General features: G+C 39.5%; 20 protein-coding genes. 13 read left to right on the top strand and 7 right to left on the bottom strand.

Annotated elements, in window-relative coordinates; all coding sequences use genetic code 11:
- Positions 1-28: 28 nt before the first annotated feature.
- Positions 29-667, top strand: a complete 639-nt coding sequence (locus EHQ49_RS05560; RefSeq protein ID WP_135577129.1) for a ribonuclease D — start codon at positions 29-31, stop codon at positions 665-667.
- Complete coding sequence (gene radA, locus EHQ49_RS05565; RefSeq protein ID WP_135577131.1) at positions 667-2034, top strand: DNA repair protein RadA; 1368 nt, start codon at positions 667-669, stop codon at positions 2032-2034. The genes EHQ49_RS05560 and radA overlap by 1 nt, the downstream gene beginning before the upstream one ends.
- Before the next feature lie 77 nt (positions 2035-2111).
- Here the strand turns inward: radA and EHQ49_RS05570 are convergent, their stop codons facing one another.
- A complete protein-coding gene (locus EHQ49_RS05570; RefSeq protein ID WP_244241363.1) occupies positions 2112-2969 on the bottom strand; it encodes a polysaccharide lyase in 858 nt (285 codons plus the stop codon).
- A gap of 221 nt (positions 2970-3190) precedes the next feature.
- Here EHQ49_RS05570 and EHQ49_RS05575 point away from each other — a divergent pair, with 221 nt between their 5' ends.
- The 4 genes from EHQ49_RS05575 to EHQ49_RS05590 all read left to right on the top strand — a co-directional run bounded on the left by EHQ49_RS05575 (position 3191) and on the right by EHQ49_RS05590 (position 7549).
- Positions 3191-4303: an esterase/lipase family protein gene (locus tag EHQ49_RS05575; protein WP_135577133.1), complete on the top strand. Its 1113-nt coding sequence runs from the start codon at positions 3191-3193 to the stop codon at positions 4301-4303.
- Between the two features lie 80 nt (positions 4304-4383).
- Entirely contained in the window at positions 4384-5421 is a 1038-nt protein-coding gene (locus tag EHQ49_RS05580) for a hypothetical protein (RefSeq protein WP_135577135.1), read from the top strand.
- A gap of 103 nt (positions 5422-5524) precedes the next feature.
- Entirely contained in the window at positions 5525-6436 is a 912-nt protein-coding gene (locus tag EHQ49_RS05585) for an esterase/lipase family protein (RefSeq protein WP_135577137.1), read from the top strand.
- Positions 6437-6529: 93 nt separating this feature from the next.
- Positions 6530-7549 (top strand): lipase secretion chaperone, encoded by a 1020-nt coding sequence (locus EHQ49_RS05590; protein WP_135577139.1) that lies wholly within the window; start codon positions 6530-6532, stop codon positions 7547-7549.
- Between the two features lie 37 nt (positions 7550-7586).
- Here the strand turns inward: EHQ49_RS05590 and EHQ49_RS05595 are convergent, their stop codons facing one another.
- On the bottom strand, positions 7587-8546 hold the full coding sequence (locus EHQ49_RS05595) for a putative glycoside hydrolase (protein WP_135577141.1): 960 nt from the start codon (positions 8544-8546) through the stop codon (positions 7587-7589).
- Positions 8547-8632: 86 nt separating this feature from the next.
- On the opposite strand from EHQ49_RS05595, the gene EHQ49_RS05600 reads away from it, so the two are divergent.
- Both EHQ49_RS05600 and EHQ49_RS05605 read left to right on the top strand, forming a co-directional pair.
- Positions 8633-9196: a hypothetical protein gene (locus tag EHQ49_RS05600; RefSeq protein WP_135577143.1), complete on the top strand. Its 564-nt coding sequence runs from the start codon at positions 8633-8635 to the stop codon at positions 9194-9196.
- Positions 9197-9329: 133 nt separating this feature from the next.
- Positions 9330-10271: a histone deacetylase family protein gene (locus EHQ49_RS05605; protein ID WP_135577145.1), complete on the top strand. Its 942-nt coding sequence runs from the start codon at positions 9330-9332 to the stop codon at positions 10269-10271.
- Here the strand turns inward: EHQ49_RS05605 and EHQ49_RS05610 are convergent.
- From EHQ49_RS05610 to EHQ49_RS05620, 3 genes are all read right to left on the bottom strand, one after another.
- Complete coding sequence (locus tag EHQ49_RS05610) at positions 10268-11545, bottom strand: esterase/lipase family protein (RefSeq protein WP_135577147.1); 1278 nt, start codon at positions 11543-11545, stop codon at positions 10268-10270. The two genes, EHQ49_RS05605 and EHQ49_RS05610, sit on opposite strands and share 4 nt — an antisense overlap.
- Positions 11546-12094: 549 nt before the next feature.
- Complete coding sequence (locus EHQ49_RS05615; RefSeq protein WP_135577149.1) at positions 12095-13402, bottom strand: DUF1554 domain-containing protein; 1308 nt, start codon at positions 13400-13402, stop codon at positions 12095-12097.
- 71 nt (positions 13403-13473) lie between these two features.
- A complete protein-coding gene (locus EHQ49_RS05620; protein ID WP_135577151.1) occupies positions 13474-15078 on the bottom strand; it encodes an NADP-dependent glyceraldehyde-3-phosphate dehydrogenase in 1605 nt (534 codons plus the stop codon).
- Between the two features lie 84 nt (positions 15079-15162).
- Here EHQ49_RS05620 and EHQ49_RS05625 point away from each other — a divergent pair, with 84 nt between their 5' ends.
- From EHQ49_RS05625 to EHQ49_RS05635, 3 genes are all read left to right on the top strand, one after another.
- Entirely contained in the window at positions 15163-15345 is a 183-nt protein-coding gene (locus EHQ49_RS05625) for a hypothetical protein (RefSeq protein WP_135577153.1), read from the top strand.
- A gap of 71 nt (positions 15346-15416) precedes the next feature.
- On the top strand, positions 15417-16595 hold the full coding sequence (locus EHQ49_RS05630; RefSeq protein WP_135577155.1) for a MaoC family dehydratase: 1179 nt from the start codon (positions 15417-15419) through the stop codon (positions 16593-16595).
- Between the two features lie 9 nt (positions 16596-16604).
- Positions 16605-17627, top strand: coding sequence for an MBL fold metallo-hydrolase (locus tag EHQ49_RS05635; protein WP_135577157.1), 1023 nt, complete (start codon positions 16605-16607; stop codon positions 17625-17627).
- A 28-nt stretch (positions 17628-17655) separates the two neighbouring features.
- Here the strand turns inward: EHQ49_RS05635 and EHQ49_RS05640 are convergent, their stop codons facing one another.
- Positions 17656-19464 carry a DUF2079 domain-containing protein gene (locus tag EHQ49_RS05640; RefSeq protein WP_135577159.1) on the bottom strand — a complete coding sequence of 603 codons (1809 nt, stop codon included), beginning with the start codon at positions 19462-19464 and terminating at the stop codon, positions 17656-17658.
- Positions 19465-20256 (bottom strand): aldolase, encoded by a 792-nt coding sequence (locus EHQ49_RS05645; protein WP_135577161.1) that lies wholly within the window; start codon positions 20254-20256, stop codon positions 19465-19467.
- A gap of 112 nt (positions 20257-20368) precedes the next feature.
- On the opposite strand from EHQ49_RS05645, the gene lepB reads away from it, so the two are divergent.
- Positions 20369-21406, top strand: a complete 1038-nt coding sequence (lepB, locus tag EHQ49_RS05650) for a signal peptidase I (protein WP_425269826.1) — start codon at positions 20369-20371, stop codon at positions 21404-21406.
- Positions 21403-21630 (top strand): AtpZ/AtpI family protein, encoded by a 228-nt coding sequence (locus tag EHQ49_RS05655; protein WP_135577165.1) that lies wholly within the window; start codon positions 21403-21405, stop codon positions 21628-21630. The genes lepB and EHQ49_RS05655 overlap by 4 nt, the downstream gene beginning before the upstream one ends.
- Positions 21631-21662: the final 32 nt, after the last annotated feature.

Below are 21662 nucleotides of genomic sequence, written 5' to 3' on the forward strand. Positions count from 1 at the left end.
GCTAGGGTGGTTTCCATAGTAAGCCATTATGACCCAAAAACGTTCAACTATAAAACCAGTCGTCTTACAAGGAGATCTGAACGAAGATTTTTTTGAAGCCTTTAAAAAGGATGACCGATTGGCTGTGGATTGTGAAATGATGGGGCTCAATCCCAGAAGAGACAGACTCTGTGTCGTTCAAATTTCCGATTCCAAAAATAAAGTCGCTCTCGTTCAAATTCTCCCTGGACAAAAAGAAGCTCCTCATATCCAAAAATTATTTGAATCTAAAGACATCACAAAGATCTTTCATTTTGCAAGAATGGATATGACTTTTCTTCGAGCTAGGCTTGGGATCAAAGTACAAAATGTATTCTGCACAAAAATCGGTAGTAAACTTGCTCGAACCTACACCGACAAACATGGATTAAAGGAACTCATTCGTGAGTTTTTCGAAGAAAACATTGATAAAAAAAATCAAAGTTCTGATTGGGGAAAAAAGATCCTTACCAAAGACCAAGTGGATTACGCTTCTACTGATGTTCGGTTTTTAATTGCTCTTGAGTCTATCCTCACCGAAATGATGATTCGAGAAAACAGGTTTGCTCTTGCCGAACGTTGTTTTGCCTTTTTGGAAACACAAGTTGAGTTAGACCTTTTAGAAGTGCATAATCTGTTCGAACACTGATGGCAAAAAAACAACTCCCCCAATACCAATGTAAATCCTGCGGGGATACTTTTAGTCGATGGGCAGGAAAATGCCCCACATGCGGAGAATGGAATCAAATCGACGAAGTGGCCAATACGTCTACGGGTCGGTTTGATTCTCCTGTTTCTCAAAAACCCAAAGATAGAAGGTATACTGATCCAAAATCCATTGGTTCAGTGGTGAGTGATGCTCACATTCGGACAACGACTGGATTTAGCGAATTAGATTTGGTGCTTGGTGGTGGGATTGTTCCCGGCAGTTTGGTGTTAGTTGGTGGAGAGCCTGGAGTTGGAAAGTCAACTTTAGTTCTAGAGATTGCCAAAAACATTGCAAACGAAGGAAAGGTTTTGTACATTTCGGGGGAAGAGTCGGCTTCTCAAATTGGGCTACGTGCCAAAAGAATGGGTGTCACCTCAGAAAACATCTTACTTTCTTCTGAAGTGTATGCAGAAAATATCTCACAAATGATTTCGGACTTAAATCCCAAAGTGGTTTTTGTGGATTCCATTCAAACCATCTTGAAAGAAAGTTTAGTCAACCAAGCGGGGACCATCACACAATTACGCGAGTCTTCCCAAATCTTTTTAGAGACTGCCAAACGAACCTCAGTTCCCATTTTTCTCATTGGACATATCACCAAAGAAGGCCAAATTGCTGGCCCCAAAGTTTTGGAACATTTGGTCGATACAGTTTTGTATTTTGAAGGGGACCGGTTTAACTATTATCGAATTTTGAGGGCAGTTAAAAACAGGTTCGGTGCTGTAGGAGATACGGCCATATTTGAAATGGTATCCGGGGGACTGAAACAAGTTTTGGATCGCCATCGTTTGTTTATTTCTCCGGAATCAGAGGAAAGGTCTGGCAGCGTATTGTCTTCCGTGATGGAGGGATCTCGGGCAATTAGCGTCGAAGTACAGGCGTTAGTTACAAAATCCTCTTATGGACAAGCACGTCGTATGGCAGAGGGACTAGATAACCGTCGTGTGATTTTACTCTCTGCTGTACTTGAAAAATATTTAGGATTCCCATTATCCGAATCAGATATTTTTAGCAACCTTGCCGGTGGGCTTAGCATTGATGAACCTAGTCTTGATTTAGCCATTGCGGCATCCATTGCCTCTTCCTTTAAGGACAAACCGGTTTCTCGAGAAATTGGGTTTCTGGGAGAGGTGGGACTTTCGGGAGAAGTGAGAAGTGTTGGCCAAATTAGTTTACGATTGAAGGAACTCGCAGGCATTGGGATTTCGAAGGTATACATTCCACAAGGAAACTTTAAAGAAGTAGAAGGGCTTTTTTCTTCTTTAGAACTCACTCCTGTCAAACACTTGCAAGAGTTAGGTTTTTAAATCCATCCATTGGGATTCGGCCCCAAACTCTTCTTAAATGGATTTAGATATGATTTTAAATCAAACTTCACTTCCCCTTAGGGACAACTAGAGACTTCTTCAATTCGTAAATCATCATTGTAAACAGTGCCGGCACTGAGTGTGGGGGAAGCATACAATCCAAAGTGAGCTTGCTCCAATACACCACATCCGCCAGAAACATTCGCTGTGGAAATTAAAGTTCCATCCATCCAAACCTTGGCAATCCCACCTGCAGGAGAAAAGTCAAGACAGGTTGTTAATTTTGTCCATTGACGCTGCGGAAAACTAAGGGCTACATTTTGGTAAGTGTATATGTTTTGATTGTGAACGGGAACATGCATTAGATAAGCATAATTTTTTGAATCTATATTGATGAGAACCACTCTCCGCCAAAGGTCGCTGGGATCTGCAGAATAAGTAGCGAAACTAAACCAATCTGAGTTACTCGACAGATTTATATCCAAATAGACATAAAACTCAATTAAGGCTGGGGTTTTAAACCCACCTGACGGAAGTTTGTTGAGTTGTATTGTAGGATACCCTCTATGATTACAATTTTGTGGATAAAAACAAGAAGGTCCTGCTGCAAGAATTGATGCTTTATGAGAATAAGTACCGGTGCGTTTTTGTTCGCTACTTTGGCCATGGGTGGCAACCGATTGATAAGGAGAGGGAACCGAATAGAACGAAACAAATTCCGAGGTAGATTCAAAACTAGTTTGGAAGACCCTTCCATTTTGTGTTTTGTTTAGTTGATCACTTGTACAAGTGATGGTGGTTGCTGCTTGGTAGGCGAGAGCTGTTCCAATCAGAATGTCTTGTGTTTGGTTCTCTGTTTTCTTTTGGCACTGACAAAAAGTAAGGAACATACCGGAGCAGATTCCAGTCAGTAAAAATTTTTGAAATCGACTCATACCGATTCTCATCATCGGATGTAGACGAATTAAGTCCAGAAATCTCTCCGCTTTTTTCTTCCCCTTAGGCAGAACCCTTAGAATGTGTCCAATCTGTTTCGAAAATTCAGGTACAAACACTAATAAATTCAAAATGACACTATATGCGTACATTTTGACACAATTCTCTTGACAATTTCCGTACATTTCGTACAGGTTTGTAGATTGTTCAGAGGTGATTTATGAACTTTAAAAAAAGAAACCTTGTTTGCCTCATCGCCCTTCTTGTCTTCGCGACAGGAGTGCATGCTGGTGCAAGGAAGACAGTGTATCCGGTAGTATTTGCCCACGGGCTTGCCGGGTTCGACAACTTACTGGGATACTACTACTTTGGTAACGACTATGGTACCTTTGTCGGAGATCCTTGTGATGAGTTATTGGAAACAGCGTGTAATGGTAGCATCCATTCCGGACAAAAGGCATTAGCTGCCAGTGTGACTCCCTTCCAATCTTCGGAAGTGCGTGGAACTCAACTCGCAGACCGCATTCAAAACTATATGACCTCTACGGGAGTCACCAAGGTAAATATCATTGGTCACTCACAAGGTGGAATTGATGCGAGAAAAGCCGCAGCTGTTTTACGTGCCCGTTACGGAAGACAAGTGGTTCATGTAATGGTATCAGTGTCCAGTCCTCATAGAGGATCCCCAATGGCGAAATACATTTTAGACTTAGGTCCTGGTGTCACTTCTGTAATTGATGCCCTCGCAAAGATTTTTGGAAACACAATCTATGGTTCTGGAAATGATGGCGTGGCTGCTGCAAAACAATTAGTGTATAATGATTATTCTTCCACTGATGGTGTGACTACTGGAATGAAAGCATTTAACAATAATTATAATGTAGATGCTAATACTGCAAATTACTGGGGATCTATTATTACTGCACAAGACAGTCTTAATACAAATCCGGCACTGTTTTTACTGAAAGAAGGTTTCTACAATATAGACGGTGATGGTTATTGTGTAGATGATTGTGACAACGACGGTGCTGCGGGAAAAGGAGACGGAACCCGTGGAAACGGTGATGATGATGGTGTTGTCGGAATCAATTCTCAACAAATGGGAAATCGTTTGCAATACAACGAATGCGCTCTTTGTTTTGATACCATTACAGTCAATACAGGTTTAGGTTATGTTGGTAACTTAAATGCTCCAACATCAGCACAAATGACATCTAAATCTTCCGTTGTGAGTCAAGATCACTTGGATGTAGTCGGTGTTCCACCAGACACATTTAGCGAAGAAGAATTTTATGCATCAATCTTAGAGTTTATCGTAACCAAAGGCGGTTAATATAAGATACGTTGGCGGTAAATATTTGCCGCCAACGGTGCTTTTGTCCAAAAATCAATTTACACTCATTCATTTCCATTATGATTAAAAATAAAAAAATCTTATACATTGTTCTAATATCAATATCCGTTCTTTTCATCGGCATCCTTTTTCTACGTTCAGGAAAAGACAAAAACCAAAAAGACTTTGAATCCATCTTAACAGAAGGAAAAACATTTGATCCTCGCGAACTTCCTTCTTTGCCAGAAGATTATTCCGATCACAAATTAATGGAATACTCCGTTGAGGAGATCGCAAGGATTTTGCAGGAAAAATATGGAAAGAACATCGATAATCCTGCAGTTCAAATTGCGATGATTGAAGAACTTTTGAAAGACCTCCCCAAACTTTATCCCAATGATTGGGTTCGCGTACTAAATCAAATTCTTGGGTATGCTTTCCCAAATAAAGTTTTGGAACTAATGCGAATGTCAGAAAATCTTTATAACTATAATAAGTTTAGAGAATCAAACATGAGCAAGGTGGGACTTCTGTCTGACGAAGCTAGAAGACAAATGATTTGGAAAGAAAGGTATCGTTTGTTTGGAGAAAAGGCTGATCAGATTTGGTCGATGGAAAAGAAAATGACTACCATTGGTGATACTTTGAAACGAATCAAAGAAAGTCCTGCTGGAAACTTAGATGCCAAACTCAGTAATTACTCGCAAACTCTTAAGGAACAATTTGGAAAAGAATACCCGCGTATTATGGAAAACAAACGTGAACAATTTACCGAAGGATTTATGGTCTCTGTTCAAAAAGACCTAAAGATACTTTCTTTTGGTGAGCGGAAGTCAGCTCTCCGGGAGATTCGTGCAACCATGGGTATGGACAATGCGGCTCTCGGTAGATGGGATGCATTAGAAGAGGAAAGGGAGAAAATCTGGCAAAACCAACAGAAGTATTCAGAAAAACGCACCCAACTTTCCTCCAAAAAAGGGGGGATGAGTTCGGACGACGAAAGAGAACTGGATTCCTTACGAAAGAAATTCTTCGGAGAAGAGGCGGAAATCATCAAAAATGAAGAGGCAAGTGGTTATTATAGGGCCCAAGAGGAGAGGACATACGGTGTCAACTAAGAACATTGTTCCGAAACATTTGACTTAAAGTTGCCATAAGTTATTGACTCATGTCATTCTTATGAATTTATATTGTAAAAAACATAGAAAGTTCAGGTGAAATATGAAAAAGAAAATCTTGATTGGGTTTTTAGCGACCCTTCTCTCCGTTCCCACCTCCGGTCTGTTTGCCGGTCCTCTTGATGGTCAGTGCATTGCACTTGTTCATGGAATCCTTGGTTTTGATGATACCCAAGGTCTCGCTGGCGGACTTGTGAAGTACTGGGGAGGCCTTGACGGTTATCTTCGTAGCCAAGGTGCTAAAGTCACCACTCCTGGAAGTTCGGCTACCAACTCCATTCCTACTCGCGCTAGTCAAATTCAATCCGCAGTGAACACTTGGATGACAGCAAACGGTTGTTCTAAGGTTCATTTGATGGGCCATAGCCAAGGTGGACTTGTCATTCGTTATATGGTATCCAATCTTGGATTTAACGGAAAAACACAAACAGTGACTACGATCAACTCCCTTCACCAAGGGGCTCCAATGGCTGATATCGTTCTTGGCGTCATTCCAAGTTGGTTACAACCTTTCGCAAATTCAGCACTCAGCCTACTTGCGAAGTTAGTTTACCGCGACGGACGTCCACAAGATGTAATCGCAATGGGAAAATCACTAACAGTAAGTTACGTGAAAACTTTTAACACAAACTCACCTAACAAATCAGGAATCAAATACTACTCTTATGGTAGTGAAATGGCTTGGGCAGACCTCGTTCAACACCCAATTATGGCACTCACTCACCCAATCACTTGGGCAGGTGGATTGTTTTATGGTTTAGGTGGTGGTAACGATGGTGTGGTTCCATTGAACTCTCAAAAGTGGGGAGCTTGGAAAGGAACACCTTCTTCTTATTGGTTTGCAACAGGGATTGACCACTTACAAGCTACAAACTTGGCTTGGAGCGGACAAAACTACTATGATGTGCAAGGTCACTACTTAAACATCGCAAAAAACGCAAAAGCTGGTTTATAAAAACCTCCTACAAAAGCCGGATATCTATCCGGCTTTTTTTATTCCTAAACAATTTCAAATCTTGATTCCACATTAGGTTTTTATACAATCAGAATGGATTTTAAAAAAATTATTATCATTATAGTTATCGTTCTTATATTTTTCTTGGGTATTCTTTACTTCTTAAAACAAGATTCTTCTTCACAATCGAAACAATCACTGAGTCCAGAAGAACAAATGGCAATGGATAGGATCTCACCTCTCGGAACGGGAGAAGGTTTTTGGGATGAGGCCATCTCTCCTTTTCGCGAGGATCGGACTAAACCTTATTTAGAATTGTTAGAGGAACTGAAATCAGGTAAAATCAATTTTGTTTGGGAAGTTTGGGCACTTAGACGTAAGTGCAAAGCAGAATATACACCAGACCAATGTAACGCTACTATCATCGCTTATATTGAATCTGAATATGAGTCACCAGATAAAGAAAAAGTAAAAGATTTGTTTTTATCCTATTTTCGTTACGAAGAAGAATACAGGAAATGGGAGCAACCAACGGATTTATCTTTTGTAGAATTGTATGAAAAAATCAAAGCGAAACGTAGGGATGTCCTAAACGATAAAGCTGATTTGATTTTTGGAATGGAAGAGTCCCAGGTTTCTTTTTTAGAAGGGAGTCAAAATTTTATCAAACAATCGGCAAACTTACCTGCGGAACAACGCGTAAAACAATTTGAAGACCTAAAGAAAAAAACATACGGAACCTATTACGATGCCCTCGTGTCCAGAGAAGATAAGTTTGATCACTACCAAGTGGAAATGAGTCTTCGTGATAAAGAATTTAACGCAATTACTGATCCAAAAGAAAAAGAAAAATATCTAAATCGTATTGAAACAAAATATTTTGGAAAAGAACGTGCAACTAATTTGGCTGAGGAAAGGGCAAAAGAATCAAAGTTTCATGAGTCGATTTCCAAATACGAATTGAAAGAGAAGGAATTTTTGAGAGAGAATGCCGGTTTATCCGCAGCCGAAAAAGAAAAGAAACTCAAAGAAATTCGGATTCAATTTCTTGGTTCTGAAGAAGAAGCGGATGCTTATATCAGAAGAAAGAATATAGAAGAAGCGGGAAAATAAACTCCCGCTTTTTTATTAACTACCAGGTAGATTTTAGTTAGTCGTTTTTACTTACCTTTTGGTTGTTTGGAGTGGGTTCCGATTTGTATTTTTCGTAAGCAGTCATTGTGTCGATGTATTCATTTCCTGCATTCCAAACAATAAATCCATGTCCTAGAGAATCTTTAGCCCCTTGCATTTGTACTTTGATATAATCTGTATAACTTAGTTTACTTGGGCCTACCATCATATTAAAACCTTGTACCCAGGCGATGGCTTTGGTTCCTTGTTTGGCTCTTTTGACCGTAAGATCTAGTCCATCTTTGATGGTTCCATAAGGATCTGCTACACGTTTGGTTAATCCATAAAAATGTGATGGATACAACATAGGATAAAGTCCGTTTAATTCTTCACTAAACGGTTCCACTTTTTGCCCAATCACATCGTTTTCAATGAAGGGAACTCGGCCAAATATGTCAGCGCTCCAACGAGTTTCTTTGGAACAACTGTCTTTGGTTTTTTCCTTATGGTCTTTTATGATTCCAAGAATGGATTCGTAACGTTTTTCGTAACTCATACTGAAGTTGGTTCCGCCATCTGCATAACGAATGTAATCTAATTGAATTTCTGGGAACCCTAATTCACAAGCCTTACGAATAGACTTTTGAATGGATGCCACTAGGTTTGTGTTAGGTGTCTTTTCTAGAAGCCCACCTTCAAAGTTGACCACACGTGCGACCATGTAAAAGCCAAGTGCCTTTGCTTCCGCTACCTGTTCTGGAGTTGGAGGGTGTGGTTGTAGATCAACGATAGCAGTGTTCATTCCTGCATCTTTCATCACTTGGAAAAGTAGACTCCATCGTTTTTTATCCCGTATGGTTTTTGTATTGATATAGAGTCCCTCAATAAAATCAGGAGTGATCCCAGAAGAGTCTGCATTTTGCCTTTTTTCGACTTTAGGTGTCGATTGGCAGGAGATTAAGAATAGAAGTAGGATGGAGACGATGAGTTGTTTCATGGTAGTAATGACAAGATTTTGACTACGTTCGGAAAATTCAAATCGAATCGATTGACGAAAATGACTGACTTTCAGAAAATTTGGGCATGTTAGAAATTTCCAATGACTTCAATTTAAAATCTTACGGTCGTTTCCCAGAGGATTTATCGGATCCAAAAAATTTTAAAGACCGTATGGTGGAAATTTCCCGCCTTTTCCAAGCAATGGGTGAATCCTATTTACAACATCTAGGTGATGATTCCAAAATCAGTGGATCTGAGAAAAAAAATCTCATTGAGTTTTTAGAGAATATTTTACTCGTCCTTGTCATGCTCCGTAAAATCGATTTTACACCAATTGATGAAGAAACCTACATTCGTAAGGATCGAGGTTTATTTGAACTAAGGCTTCGGTTTACAGAAGGATCAGTTTGGGAGCTGACTGGTTCCATAAAACCAGAATACAAAATGAAACAAAGGATATTCAAAGAATGGTTCAATACAACCTTTTCGACAGAAATCAAAACTTTCTACGCAGTTTATGGAAACGCCGGGATGGATAAGGTCATTACTCCGGAAGAAAAAATTCAAATTACAAAACAGATTGACCGCATCATTGCAGAAATTGTGGAAATGATTGTGTATATCGAAAGATTTATGTTGTTTCAATAAATGATTCTGGAGGGGAATTTGATAGATTTATGGGCTGACCTGTTTATTTCTATTGAATCAATAAATCAGTAGAACTGATCCCAATCCTCTCTACAAAACAATATTTTCTAATTCAGAATCAGTTGGAGGATAAATGAAATCATTAAAAACAGGTATTACTTTTCATGAAGAATTTTTAAAACACAATACCGGTCTGGGTCACCCAGAAACTCATGGAAGATTAGAATCGATACTGGATCATTTATCCGATTTACCTTCCAAAAATTTTCTTTGGAAAAAAGATTTTAAGGAAGCTCCGCTTTCTGTGATTTCTTCCATCCATGATCCGAATTATGTTCGTTCGGTGGGGATAGCTTGTGACGAAAAAGGGAATGGCTATTTGGATGGAGACACAGTTTTTTCTCCACGTTCCTTTTATGCAGCGAGTCTTGCCGTTGGTGCTGGGTTATACCTAGCCGATGAAGTTCTTTCGGGCAGCTTGGCAAATGGAATGGCACTCGTTCGGCCTCCAGGTCATCATGCTGAGTCGGATCATGCGATGGGATTTTGTATTTTTAATAATATAGCAATCACTGCAAAATACCTTCAGTCCAAAGGAATCAAACGAATTTTGATTTTAGATTGGGATGTTCATCATGGAAATGGCACACAACACCAGTTCTACGATGATGATTCGGTTTATTTTGTATCACTCCACCAGTATCCTTTTTATCCGGGAACAGGGGCCTTGTCGGAACGGGGAAGAGGGAAAGGATTCGGATCCACTCTCAACATTCCATTGGCCAGAGGTGCAGGTGAGTCTGAATATTTATCTCACTTTTCTTCCATACATAAGGAGATGGAAAAATTCCAACCAGAGTTTGTTTTGATTTCGGCTGGTTTCGATGCCCACAAGAAAGATCCGTTAGGTGGAATGAATTTATCTACTTCTACGTATATTAACTTTACTAACGAAGTAAAAAAAATCGCTGATACTTATTCTGGCGGTAAAATTGTTTCCTTTTTAGAAGGTGGTTATGATTTCCAGGCGCTAGCAGAATCAGTAAAAGTACACTTGGAAACCTTGGCGACTTAGCCTTCTGGTGTGAGTCCCAATACAACTTTCACCCAATGTATTAGTGGTCTGGCGCTGATGATGGAAAAATGATTTTGTTTGTTTAATTCCAGTGTTCGCAATGAAGGATTTGTTTTTTGATTAAAGACTTTATCTGTTAAGTAGGTAAGACTTTTTTTCTCTACAATCCCATCTCCAAGAAAGTTTTGCAAAGGATTCTCTGCTCCTTCCATAAGAGCATAGGCTTGGTAGGCATCCATATCATCTAGTTCATTAAAATAGGTTTCTCCGAAGTATCCAGAAATGGTTTCTATCCAACCTTTTTCTTCTTTTCGGATGAGTCCAAAGGACAGGTCCTTAATGGCATCACTGCGAAGATTTCCTATCATACCAATGATTTTAAGTGCCACATTCGGACTTTTTTCAAATAAAAATCCGAGCCAAAATCCAATTTTTTCTAGATACGAACCTTTGTTTGGTGCAGCAATTAGAATGATTTTCCCAAATTTGGGGAGCCATTCTTTGTTTTCAAGTTTTGCATGGTAAAGGCAAGATCGAAAGATAAGACATCCCAAACTATAACAAATGATATCTGGTTTGATGTTTGGATCTTCATTAAAAAATACATCCAACAGGTGCATGAGTTTTTTCCCATTTTCATGAATAGGAAGTCCATGATTGTATCTCAAATAAAATGGATAGTACCCTTGTTCTTGTAATTCTGTGGCGAGGCCAGGCGAAGTAATTTTTCTTTCTTTATATTCCACAGTTTGTTCCTGCCAAACGGTTTCATCTGTAAATAGTCCAGGAAGGAAGAGAACGGATTTAGTTTTTTTTGATTCTTTGAATTCTGCGATCGTTTCTTTCGCGGTGATGTCTTTTCCAATGGTTCGAAAACTCATATCAATCTTTGTGAGTTTGAATTTTTGATTATGAGAACTTCCAAGGATACTTGATACCATACGGTTATCAAACACCATATCATCACTTTGTTTGGCGGTGAGTTCCACTTTGAAGATAGCTTTTTCGAAGGCTTGGTTTGTTTGTTCTATTGTCTTTTGCAGGTTCTCATTGGATTTGTGGCCAGTCTCTTTGACCTGGACTCCCGCTTTTTGTAAGGCATCTCTCCATTCTGGTTTATAAAAAAAAGCATTGGAAAGTAAATCCAATCCTCCACCTGCGCTCGTTAGGCTTCCTTTGACTAGGAATTGTACCCCTTTCAGCAGGGAATCGGTAGTTTTTTGTGTGAGCGAGACTGTTTTTCCGGCTAGGGAGTTGATGAGGATTTGGATCACGGAGAAAAATTGTAACTCAGTTTCTTGGGAAAGCGAGTGAAAAAAGTAAGTGAGTTACCTTTTCGAGTGGGTGTCGAAGTCGTCTATGTGCAAAAGGGAATTGGGTGGTAAAAGAAACCGTCGGCAATTGGAAACGGAGGGAACTACTTTGGAGAATGGGAATTGATTGAAAGGAGCTGAACGAAGGTCGAAGGTGCTGATGATCGAAGGCTCAAATGAGCCAAAGAAGATTGGGGGTAGGGCCTGGTGGTTTCGGCCGGAGATGTCGATTGAAACGAATTTATGACAGAAAGTATAAGTAATCTAAAAGTCAGTCAACATTGCAATCGAGTGGATTCGGAAAGTCGGTGAAAAAAGTAAGTCAGTGAATTTGGAAAGTTGGTGGAACAGGTGAACTACTGACAAAAATCCAAGAAAGTAAGAACTTGTATCGCTCTAAAAGTAATGTGGGTAGATTTTGAAACTGGATTTCGAGATTGTTAAGTTGGGATTTTACTTTCTATATCACTCGGATTGGAGAAAGGAACCAACAGGATCAAATTAGAATTTTTATTGTTCTACACAAAGTAGGTAGTAGGTAGCGGAGCAGCTTCTTCCACTACCATTCCGAAAGGCACCATAATTTGTGCTATTGGATGCACCGACACGCCCGCCGTCACTTGTTGGAGAGGTATTCGTACCATCAGTCCAATCGTTACAACTGTTTTGCGTTTGTGCAGTTGCCTCTTGCCAATAGTTGGTTTGAGCAAATCCAGTCCAAAATTCTTTAGTCGTTCCCGAATCAAAAGAATGGTTTAGATTATAAGGATTGGTCGTGAAGTTACCAGATCCATCTACCGGTAAAATTCCTGCGGCATTGGGACTCAGTAAACTTGCTGAATCATTTGCACGAATGTAAATCCTTCCCGATTGAAAAACCCAATCTATATTTTCTCCAACTCCACCACCACAGTTATCTGAAGAACAAGACCTTCTATTGGTTCCATCTGTAAGCATTGCTTTATAAGTTCCCGTTGCCGGTTTGTTTGTGTCCGCATTACATTTTAAGTCAGCACCAGCTGGTCCATTGGCTGCGGCTCCTTGTAAGTTTCCGCCAAATGTCGCTGCGGTGATAAATACCTTATATACAGTCGGTTCGATTCGGATGGAAATATTTTCGCCATCAGATTCGGATCCATTAGTCGCAGTAATCGTATATGTCGTTGCCACTTGTGGATCTGCCGGCGTTCCTGAAATCACACAAGTGCTTGTGTTCAAACTGAGGCCGTTGGGAAGTGCAGGTGCCACCGAACAAGAAGTATGTGAAAAACTAATAGTCGGTGTGAGTGTCGGCGCAACTACATCTTCCTGAAAAATAAACGAACTGCCAGTATAAACAATATTAACGTTTCTATGGGTGATGGGAATACTTCCAGAGACACCGTTATAATATGTGTCTGTACTGGTTGCTGTGATGCTGAGAGAAGAGGAGTCTATAATTTGGGTAGCAGAAGCCAAATTGACTGCTTGGACTACATTGTAATTTGCGGGTGTGAATGTCAGAACATTTGTTAGTGGGGAGTTTGACCCATTGACCTGCAATTTCGATGAAGTAAAGGTTAAAGTAATTGTAACGTTGGCAGTCGGCAGTTTCACAAGAGAGATTCCGAAGTTTTGTGGTGTTCCGTAGGTTAGGGTGACACTGGCACTCGATACATTTATTTTTGCCGTCGTTGGAATCGCAATCGTAGTGGAAGTCGTTGTTGTAGGATTCAGCCCATTGATCAAAGTGAAAAGTAACTCATCTCGGGGATTGACTTGGTTACAAGAAACCATCCAAAGAGAACAAAGAAAGGAAACTAATAGATGAATGCGCACGTCTCCCTCCTCCCAGTGTTAAAAACAAGTAAGTGACTTACCTTTTTCAAGTATCGGAGAAAGAAAACGGGTTACAAGTGAAATTCTTGGCTTAAGTAATTGGACGTCCGATCTTTCAGTACATCTCCTAGAAGATTACGTCCCATCTCACTGTCTTTGAAGCTCACAACAGTGCGAATGGAAAATACGCGAAGGGCATCGGAAACGGAAAGTGTTCCGTCGGCCGAATCTTTACGCCCAGAAAAAGGAAAGGAATCTGGCCCCCGTTGGCACTGAGCGTTCCAATTCACTCGGGCCACTTGGTTTACCAATACATCGATTAGTTTGCCGATTGTTTTTGGATCCTTTCCAAAGATACTAGCTTGTTGGCCCATATTGGATTCAAAGATATAATTTAACGGTTCTTCTACAGAAGAGAAAGGAACAATTGGAACGAGTGGCCCAAATTGTTCTTCATGATACAAACGTGTGTTTGGTGAAACAGGAGAAAGGATTGCTGGAAACATAAACGATTCATTGATCTCGCCGCCACCAGGATTTAGAATTTTTGCACCATGGGTCACTGCATCGTCCAAAAGTTCCTTTAACCATTTGGTTTTTCCTTCTTCCGGGAGTGGGGTGAAATTGACTCCAAGATCCCAAGGCATTCCTGCCTTCCATTTGGAAAATTCTTCTAAGTATAGTTTTGTAAATTCATCTAAAATATCTTTGTGAACAAATAGAATTTTGAGTGCGGTACATCGTTGTCCATTATAAGAAAGTGACCCGGAGAGAATTTCAGGAACCATTGTTTTTAAGTCTGTATCAGGTAAAACAATTGCTGGGTTTTTTGCATTTAGTCCTAAAACAGATCTTAGGCGGTTGAGTTTGGGATGTTTTTTAGTGATGAGATTGGCAGTATGACTCGACCCAATAAATGCAAAAACATCAATTTTGCCAGATTCCATAATCGGAGAAATTACTTTGGCACCATCACCATACACGGTATTAATCACACCAGGTGGGAAAGCTTCCTTAAAACATTCAAGAAGAGGTTGTAGCAACAACACACCATACTTTGCCGGTTTGAAAACAACGGTATTTCCCATAAGGATGGCTGGGATGAGAGTGCAGAAAGTTTCATTCAACGGATAATTGAATGGTCCCATACAAAGAACCACACCATAAGGAGAACGTTTGATTTGTGCAATGAGTCCACCTTCTTTGATATAATTTGCTGAACTTGTTTCGAGTTCTTGTAATGATTCAATTGTATCTTCTAGGTATTCGATGGTTCTCTCAAATTCTTTTATGGCATCTTTTTCTGTTTTGCCAATCTCCCACATAAGAAGTAAAACAATCTGGTCTTTTTTTCCTTTCATGAGAGTGATGAACTTTCGAACTGCTTCGATTCGTTCTTTGGGAGTGGCAATGGGCCAAACACCTGTTCCGTGGTTATAGGCTTTTACGGCAGCATCAAGTGCAAGTAAACTTTGTTTTTCATCAAAACTTGGATAGGATCCTAAAACCACTTGTTCCAATTTGCCATTTTTGTTCAGAAAGATGGGCGATTTTACAATTTGAGATTCACCTTCCCAGATCTGAATTTCTCCACCGAGTAGGTATTCTTTTTGGTGGATGGGTGTAATGCGGTAATTTTCTGGAATGGAGTCTTCTGACGGAAAAACAAAGCTCATGATCCATGAATCGAATGGTAAGCTGACTAAAAAAGCAACATTTTACGGAAAAGATCTACCGATATAAAAAATATGGAACCATGGATGGACCAGAACAAAGAAGAGTGGGAGACTTTGACCTTACGACTTTTCCGTCGTGTGGAAGAATTGGAAACACTTATGTCAGAAGTGCAAAGTGACCTAGTTCGGTACCGAGCGATCCGCGAAGAATGGTATCATTGGCATAGTGCTTGGAAGGAGGAATACGCCAAACGAGCCGTCGGCTGACTTGGAAAAATCGTTTTCGGTAGGACCTCTCTTGGAAAATTAGTCCTATCCCATTCGAAAAAGGAATTCCCATGGCCGAAAAACCTATGTCCCCCTTTGGTGAGTTAGCTCCCAGCACACCCGCTTCTCTCTCTGACGTTAAAAAGAACATTTATGGACGATACCTCGAAGAATTCAATGTAGGTGATATCTACGTTCACCCTCGTCAATTCACAGTGGACAGAAGTTTTGCCCAAGAATTTGCCACTGTGTTTATGGATGCAAACCCACTTTATCTTTCTGCTGAATATGCAAAAGCTCACGGATTTGCTGACTTACTCGTTCATCCACTAATGGTGTTCAACTTAGCACTTTCAATTGGTGTTCAAAATAACAGCGAGAAGGCGCTTGCAAACCTCGGTTATTACAACGCACAATTTTTATTACCTGTTTATCCAGGAGATACTCTTTCTTCTCGAACTAAAATTTTAGCAGTGGATGACAAAGGCCCTGAAAAACCAGGAATCGTTCATGTAAGAACACTTTGTCTCAACCAAAAGAATGAAGTGGTTTTGCAATATGAACGTAAAATCATGATTTACCAATCCAATGGAAAACCAAAAGGCAATCCAAAACCAGGTGATTCTTCTGCATTCTTTCCAGAGTCAAAAACTCCAGCACTCAAACTTCCAACTCTTAAATTCCCAACAGAGATGAAAGACGTAACTTGGGGACATACTTACTTTGAAAACTTCAAACCAGGTCAAATCTATGTTCACCAAAATGGAAGAACCATCACTGACGAACATGTCCAATGGACATTTCGCGTAGGAAATACTCATCCGCTACATTATGATAAATTGTATTCCGCAGGAATCTCTGGTCCTATGGGTGGAGAACCAGTGGTTTACGGTGGACTCGTATTTGGTTGGTTAGCTGGTATGGCATCACGTGATATTTCTGAAAACGCAATTTGGGAACTGGGATTCACAGAAGGATACCATACACAACCTGCCTTTTCTGGTGACACAGTGACTTGTATTTCCAGAATTTTAACCACTGAAGACAAAGGAACTGAATACGGAATCCCTGCGGGTGAAGTTCAAATCCAATTCATTGGTTTGAAAAACATCAAAGCAAACGATGCATTGGACAAATTCGGTGCTGATCTTTTCCTCAAAGAAAACGATAAAAAGAAATTAGGAAAAGAAAAAATTCCAGAGAAAATCTTCGAAATCGAAAGAAGATTGATCATCAAAAAACAACCATAAGGTGAACCAATGAAAGTTACCATCCCCAAAAGAATTCCGGACATGGAAGACATCGGGGATGGTGTCTTCAAAATTGTTCTACCGCAACCTTTTTACGCTCCCAACAATATATATCTATATCATGGAAATGACGGTTTGACCTTAATCGACTCAGGTTATATCGAATCCATACCGATGTTACAAGCATCCCTAAAAACTAGGGGATTTTCTTTTAAAGACATTCGCCACATCATTTACACTCACAACCATCTTGATCATATCTCTTCTTCTTTGGTGTTGAAGTCCTATGCTAAAAACGTAACCTATTACGGTTACCGTGCCATGGCAGATGGAGTGGGAAATTATTTAGAATCGATGATGCTTTTTGAAGAGGCTACGGAAGATCTATTTCATAAGGCATTTGGCGATAAAGAAGAACTGGATCGGATTTTGGAAGAATCACGCAAAGGTTGGCGTCAATTTTTTAGTAAATTTGGTGAAACCAAAAAGGGGGATCCTGTTTTAAGAATTGATGTCCCGATCGACCATAACGACAGTTTAGAGTTAGGTGGAAGATTATTCCGATTTTTGTATACACCTGGCCATAATTTATATCATATCACTCCTGTGGATCCTTCTACGGGTGTTTATTTTTCAGGGGATCTTATCATTGCCAACCTCACTGCCATTTATTCTGAAATGGATGGAAGTTTGGGTGATTATTATTTTACACTCTCTAAACTTTTGGAAGAACCCATCAAACGAATGTTACCTGCTCATGGTAACGAAATTGAAGATCCCAGGAAAACCATCACTCTTGTGAAAAAAACATTGAGCATTTTGGAAAAAGGAGTTCTTCGACGCCTTAGAGAAGGGGAGTCGGATCTAAAGGTGTTAATGGAAGCTGCCATTGGAAAAAAAGTCCATAATGGTGGTCATTTACCAACCGCTTTAGGGCTTGTATACAGTATCATTCAGAAATTAGTTTTAGAAGGACAAATTCGAATCGAAAAACGAGAAAATGGATACGAAATCTTTCATATTGTAAACTAGTCGCTATTTTACGATTTATATATCTGAATCAATTTTGATGGATTTGAGTTCCTTGAATTGAAGGTAGTTGCCAAACTTCGGTTTGTTTTCCTTTCCAAATCAAAAATCCTTTTTGGTTTTCGAATTCTTTTTTATATTCTAAAATCCTTGATTTAGGCCACAAAATTTCGTCTGTAAATCCTTCCGCCAGTACCATATAACAGACATTTGCTGTTTTGCAAATCGACCTCGAATTTTTAACTTGTTCTAACGGGTAGGTTTTTGTTCTATCTGTGATCCAAAAAGACAAATTGTATTGTGAAAATACAAAAATTCCCAAAGTGTTTTTTTCTATATCCAAGGATTGAAGATGGTTCTCCCCTTCCAGAAGAACCTGTCCTTTACTTTTGGAGAGAAGGATTGAATTGATTTCCTTTAAGTCCGAATGAATATCCTTTTGCACACTAGGATTCTCCCACGGACTTTTGATATTTATATCTAATGGAAAATTTTGATCGAGTGAGTTCTTCCAGAAAAGGCAAGCGAGTATAAAAAACGCAAATGAAATAGAAATCTTTTTTTCCGAGAGAATCCACAGAATTCCTGCGTAGAGGATGAACGGTGCGAGCGAATAACTGTAATAGGTATACACTTCATGATGCCATGGTCTTGTAGATAATAAATGTGTAACGTATATTAGCCCAATTCCCATGATTTCCGCTAACATTTGAAAGATTCCAAGTCCGCCACTGACAATCAGTTCCAAAAAAATTTGAATGGATTTTTGAAACCCAGTTACCTGTTTGAACGCAGAGTGGTATCCTTGTGTTAAAACATTGGTCCAAGTGATAGATTCTGATTTGTCACCAAATATGGGATAAATGAAAAATACAAATCCAAGCCATAAGGATACAATGCTTAAGATAAGTATTAGTGAACGGAGGTAGTTTTTTTCTTCTGCAGAGAAGGAGTTTAATGTGTTGGGCGCTTCAGGATTCCATATTTTTTTCCAATGTTTGTATAAAGTTATTAAAACTGTCGGTAGAAAAAAAAGAAGTAGGTAGATGCCAATATCCTCTTTTATAGAGAGATAGAGAATGGTAGCTAAAGATAAAATAGTATAATAAATCCAAAAGAAATGAACTTGGACATTGGGTATCTTTTTCCTCTGTTCCCAAATATAAAAAAAGAAAAATCCGAAAACGATTACTAACGCCTCAAAATGAAAACTCGATCCGATCCGGTAAAGGTATAATTGGTTGGTAATCAGAATCCAAAAAACTAAGAATTTGACTCCAAACTTTTTTGGATTCTTAATTGTGATTCGATAGGCCCAAAGTATCCAAAGAATGGTTCCCAATTGGTAAGTGGCAAATATGCCAATAGCAAGGCCCCAGCGATTCGGGATTAAACCAATGAAGGGCGATAAAACTGCCATTCCAGGTGCAAAATGATGTGAAAGATAACTACCTTGTCCCGATTCTGAATAATAGGCAGTAGAAAAACCTTGTCCATTTGCAATCGATAGGAGAATATCCGATAAACCAATATAATCTGCATCGTGAAATAAAAAGGTATTAGCAATTTCTTTTGTTAGGTGAAAAGCATGGTATGTACTTCCTAATAAAAAAATAATACAACTGATACAAACTAAGTAGGGAAGAGTAGCGATTTGTCCTTCTGATAACAAATCAAAACTGAATGATTGTTTTTTGGACTTCTTTTCTTTCCAGAAACTTACAATAACAAGTAGGATTAAAAAAAGAGATACCCCCTTTTGGAAGGGGGTATGAAAGTTTTTAGGAGAAATAAAGAGAAAAGGAGAAACTAAGCTGAATAAAAAAAATAAGTAAACCACTTAACGAATGAAGTAAAGAACCTTCCTTTCTCCGATCCGTTCTCGATTGATTTCCACTCGGTTTCGATAATAATAACCTTTTTCGGGGAATGTTTTAGAGAAAAATTCAAATAAATCCATTTCGAATAATAACATACATTCGGCAACATCAGTTGCTCCAATCGACATCGCCTTTTTTGTATCTACCATGACATGACGTGAGTTAATAAAATCTGGTTCGATTTCGTTTGCAATCAGATCGAAATTTGTTTTGGTGATGGTTCCACCCACAGAAGTTTTTTTCCCTCTGCTTTTCGCTTCGGAAATGATTTTTTTAGCAACCCTTGTGACTTCTTTGTCATCGGGTTTTTTGTCCATAGACGCGCTTAAATCTGATCTAGCAGCTGTTACTTGCTCTAGAGCCTGAAAAGAAGCCGAATCAAAAATATCCATCAAGTTTCTATAACCTGTGATGGTCTCCATATTGATGGATTTATTATAGGATTCGTATTCAGAAGGTGTCAGGAGATTCTTCATGGTTTGGATGAAGTTTTTTAAGGCATACTCAGATTCCACCATAGGTGCCGAAATCCCCGAAACTCCGATTCTTTGACAGATGCGGATATCATTTCTGGCTTCTGGACCACCAATTTTGACGTAGAGTGGTAAAATACCGGCGGTGATCGTTTTTAGAAGGGAGATTTCCTCTTCTCCCATATCCTCGGTTTCCGTTCCTGTTTTGATACAGACAAAAGAGTAATTCTCTTTCATCTCCAATAAGGTATTTCGCAAAACGTGGATTGATGTTTCCATAAGTAGAAGATCTCCATGTATGGTATCGTCGATTCCGGAAAATAGTACAAGTCTTTTGCGCTTTTTTTCCCCCTTTCTTGACAGAAAATTCCAATTCCCTAGCTTCGAACCTATGGGAATATTCTCCACTATCTTCCAATCCAAACCAAAACAAGATTCTAAGGAACCGCCAAAAGAGGGAGCAGCCGCTTCGGGAATTTCCTTCGGGATCATTGTGGTTCTTGTATTTGCCTTCAAATCATCTATATTAGATGCTAATAATATTCCTTCCGGTTCTATGATCCCTACGCTCAAAATTGGGGATTTTTTATTCGTAAATAAAATGCGTTATTCTTTCCGTATGCCATTTACGGAAAAGGAACTCTTTCGAATTGATGACCCGAAACGCGGTGATATTGTTACCTTTATTCCTCCAGCAACGGCCCTTGCCCAAGAAGAATCGCGGACAGGGATTTTTGCAAAACGATTTGTTAAACGAGTTGTGGGACTTCCTGGGGATACAATTCGAATTACTAGAAAATATATCGAAACTAAGGATAGAGGAAGAGTACACTTTGCACTCATTGAGTATAAAGAGGTTGGAGCAACGGATTTTCAATCTTATTCTCCAAAGGAAGTTCCTATCGGGAAAGAACTTTCTGACTTAGATAATTTAGAGGCCACACAAAGAGCCCTTTTTAAAGAAGTAAAACCTGGTTTCGAACATTTCATCCTGGAAGGTTTTGAAGATGATCGTCGTGCTCATATCTTTGAATATTGTGACTTCTTACACGGATGTGTGATTCCAGAAGGTCAGTATATGGTGATGGGTGACAACCGAGATGACTCTCATGATTCACGTGCCTGGGGATTTGTAAAACGAGAAGATATTTTGGGGAAAGCACTCATCATTTATTTTTCTATTGATTGGAAGGACTCCACTTGTGAATACAAAGATGGTCAAGAGTTAGCTGAGAAGGGACCAGAAATTGCCGAAAGATATGAAGGTGAATCTCTGGATAGTCGTTGCCATTATTCGGAAATTTTTTCATCACATAACTCTCGCTATCGTGATGATGAATCTAGATTCGGATGGATTGAAAGAACACTTCGTTACCGTTTGTGGAGATTGAGTGTTCGATGGGGTAGAATCGGCCGCATCCTCCAATGACGGGAGAATCCGAAAAACCTTCTAATAAAAAACCGGAGAAGTCACCACTGGCTATGGCTGGCGCCGGTTTTGAATTCGTATCTTCCATCGCACTTTTTGTGGTGGGAGGATACTACTTAGATGAATATTTGAAAACAGAACCGCTTTGGCTTCTTGTTGGTTTTTTCGTAGGTTTTATCTTGGCCTTTTATTCTCTCATCAAACGAGCCAAAGAAAATGAATAGAAATCACTTTAGTTCTGTTTGATCGGCAAATG

This window comes from Leptospira perdikensis (assembly GCF_004769575.1).
Taxonomy (GTDB): domain Bacteria; phylum Spirochaetota; class Leptospiria; order Leptospirales; family Leptospiraceae; genus Leptospira_A; species Leptospira_A perdikensis.

Excerpts from the sequence above, each read along its gene's own strand:
- EHQ49_RS05600 (WP_135577143.1), top strand. The coding sequence starts at position 8,633 with ATGTTAGAAATTTCCAATGACTTCAATTTAAAATCTTACGGTCGTTTC.
- EHQ49_RS05620 (WP_135577151.1), bottom strand. The coding sequence starts at position 15,078 with ATGAGCTTTGTTTTTCCGTCAGAAGACTCCATTCCAGAAAATTACCGC.
- lepB (WP_425269826.1), top strand. The coding sequence starts at position 20,369 with ATGGGAATATTCTCCACTATCTTCCAATCCAAACCAAAACAAGATTCT.
- EHQ49_RS05560 (WP_135577129.1), top strand. The coding sequence starts at position 29 with ATGACCCAAAAACGTTCAACTATAAAACCAGTCGTCTTACAAGGAGAT.
- EHQ49_RS05570 (WP_244241363.1), bottom strand. The coding sequence starts at position 2,969 with ATGAGTCGATTTCAAAAATTTTTACTGACTGGAATCTGCTCCGGTATG.
- EHQ49_RS05580 (WP_135577135.1), top strand. The coding sequence starts at position 4,384 with ATGATTAAAAATAAAAAAATCTTATACATTGTTCTAATATCAATATCC.
- EHQ49_RS05655 (WP_135577165.1), top strand. The coding sequence starts at position 21,403 with ATGACGGGAGAATCCGAAAAACCTTCTAATAAAAAACCGGAGAAGTCA.
- EHQ49_RS05645 (WP_135577161.1), bottom strand. The coding sequence starts at position 20,256 with ATGGAAACATCAATCCACGTTTTGCGAAATACCTTATTGGAGATGAAA.
- EHQ49_RS05625 (WP_135577153.1), top strand. The coding sequence starts at position 15,163 with ATGGACCAGAACAAAGAAGAGTGGGAGACTTTGACCTTACGACTTTTC.
- EHQ49_RS05590 (WP_135577139.1), top strand. The coding sequence starts at position 6,530 with ATGGATTTTAAAAAAATTATTATCATTATAGTTATCGTTCTTATATTT.
- EHQ49_RS05630 (WP_135577155.1), top strand. The coding sequence starts at position 15,417 with ATGGCCGAAAAACCTATGTCCCCCTTTGGTGAGTTAGCTCCCAGCACA.
- EHQ49_RS05605 (WP_135577145.1), top strand. The coding sequence starts at position 9,330 with ATGAAATCATTAAAAACAGGTATTACTTTTCATGAAGAATTTTTAAAA.
- EHQ49_RS05575 (WP_135577133.1), top strand. The coding sequence starts at position 3,191 with ATGAACTTTAAAAAAAGAAACCTTGTTTGCCTCATCGCCCTTCTTGTC.
- EHQ49_RS05595 (WP_135577141.1), bottom strand. The coding sequence starts at position 8,546 with ATGAAACAACTCATCGTCTCCATCCTACTTCTATTCTTAATCTCCTGC.
- EHQ49_RS05635 (WP_135577157.1), top strand. The coding sequence starts at position 16,605 with ATGAAAGTTACCATCCCCAAAAGAATTCCGGACATGGAAGACATCGGG.
- radA (WP_135577131.1), top strand. The coding sequence starts at position 667 with ATGGCAAAAAAACAACTCCCCCAATACCAATGTAAATCCTGCGGGGAT.
- EHQ49_RS05585 (WP_135577137.1), top strand. The coding sequence starts at position 5,525 with ATGAAAAAGAAAATCTTGATTGGGTTTTTAGCGACCCTTCTCTCCGTT.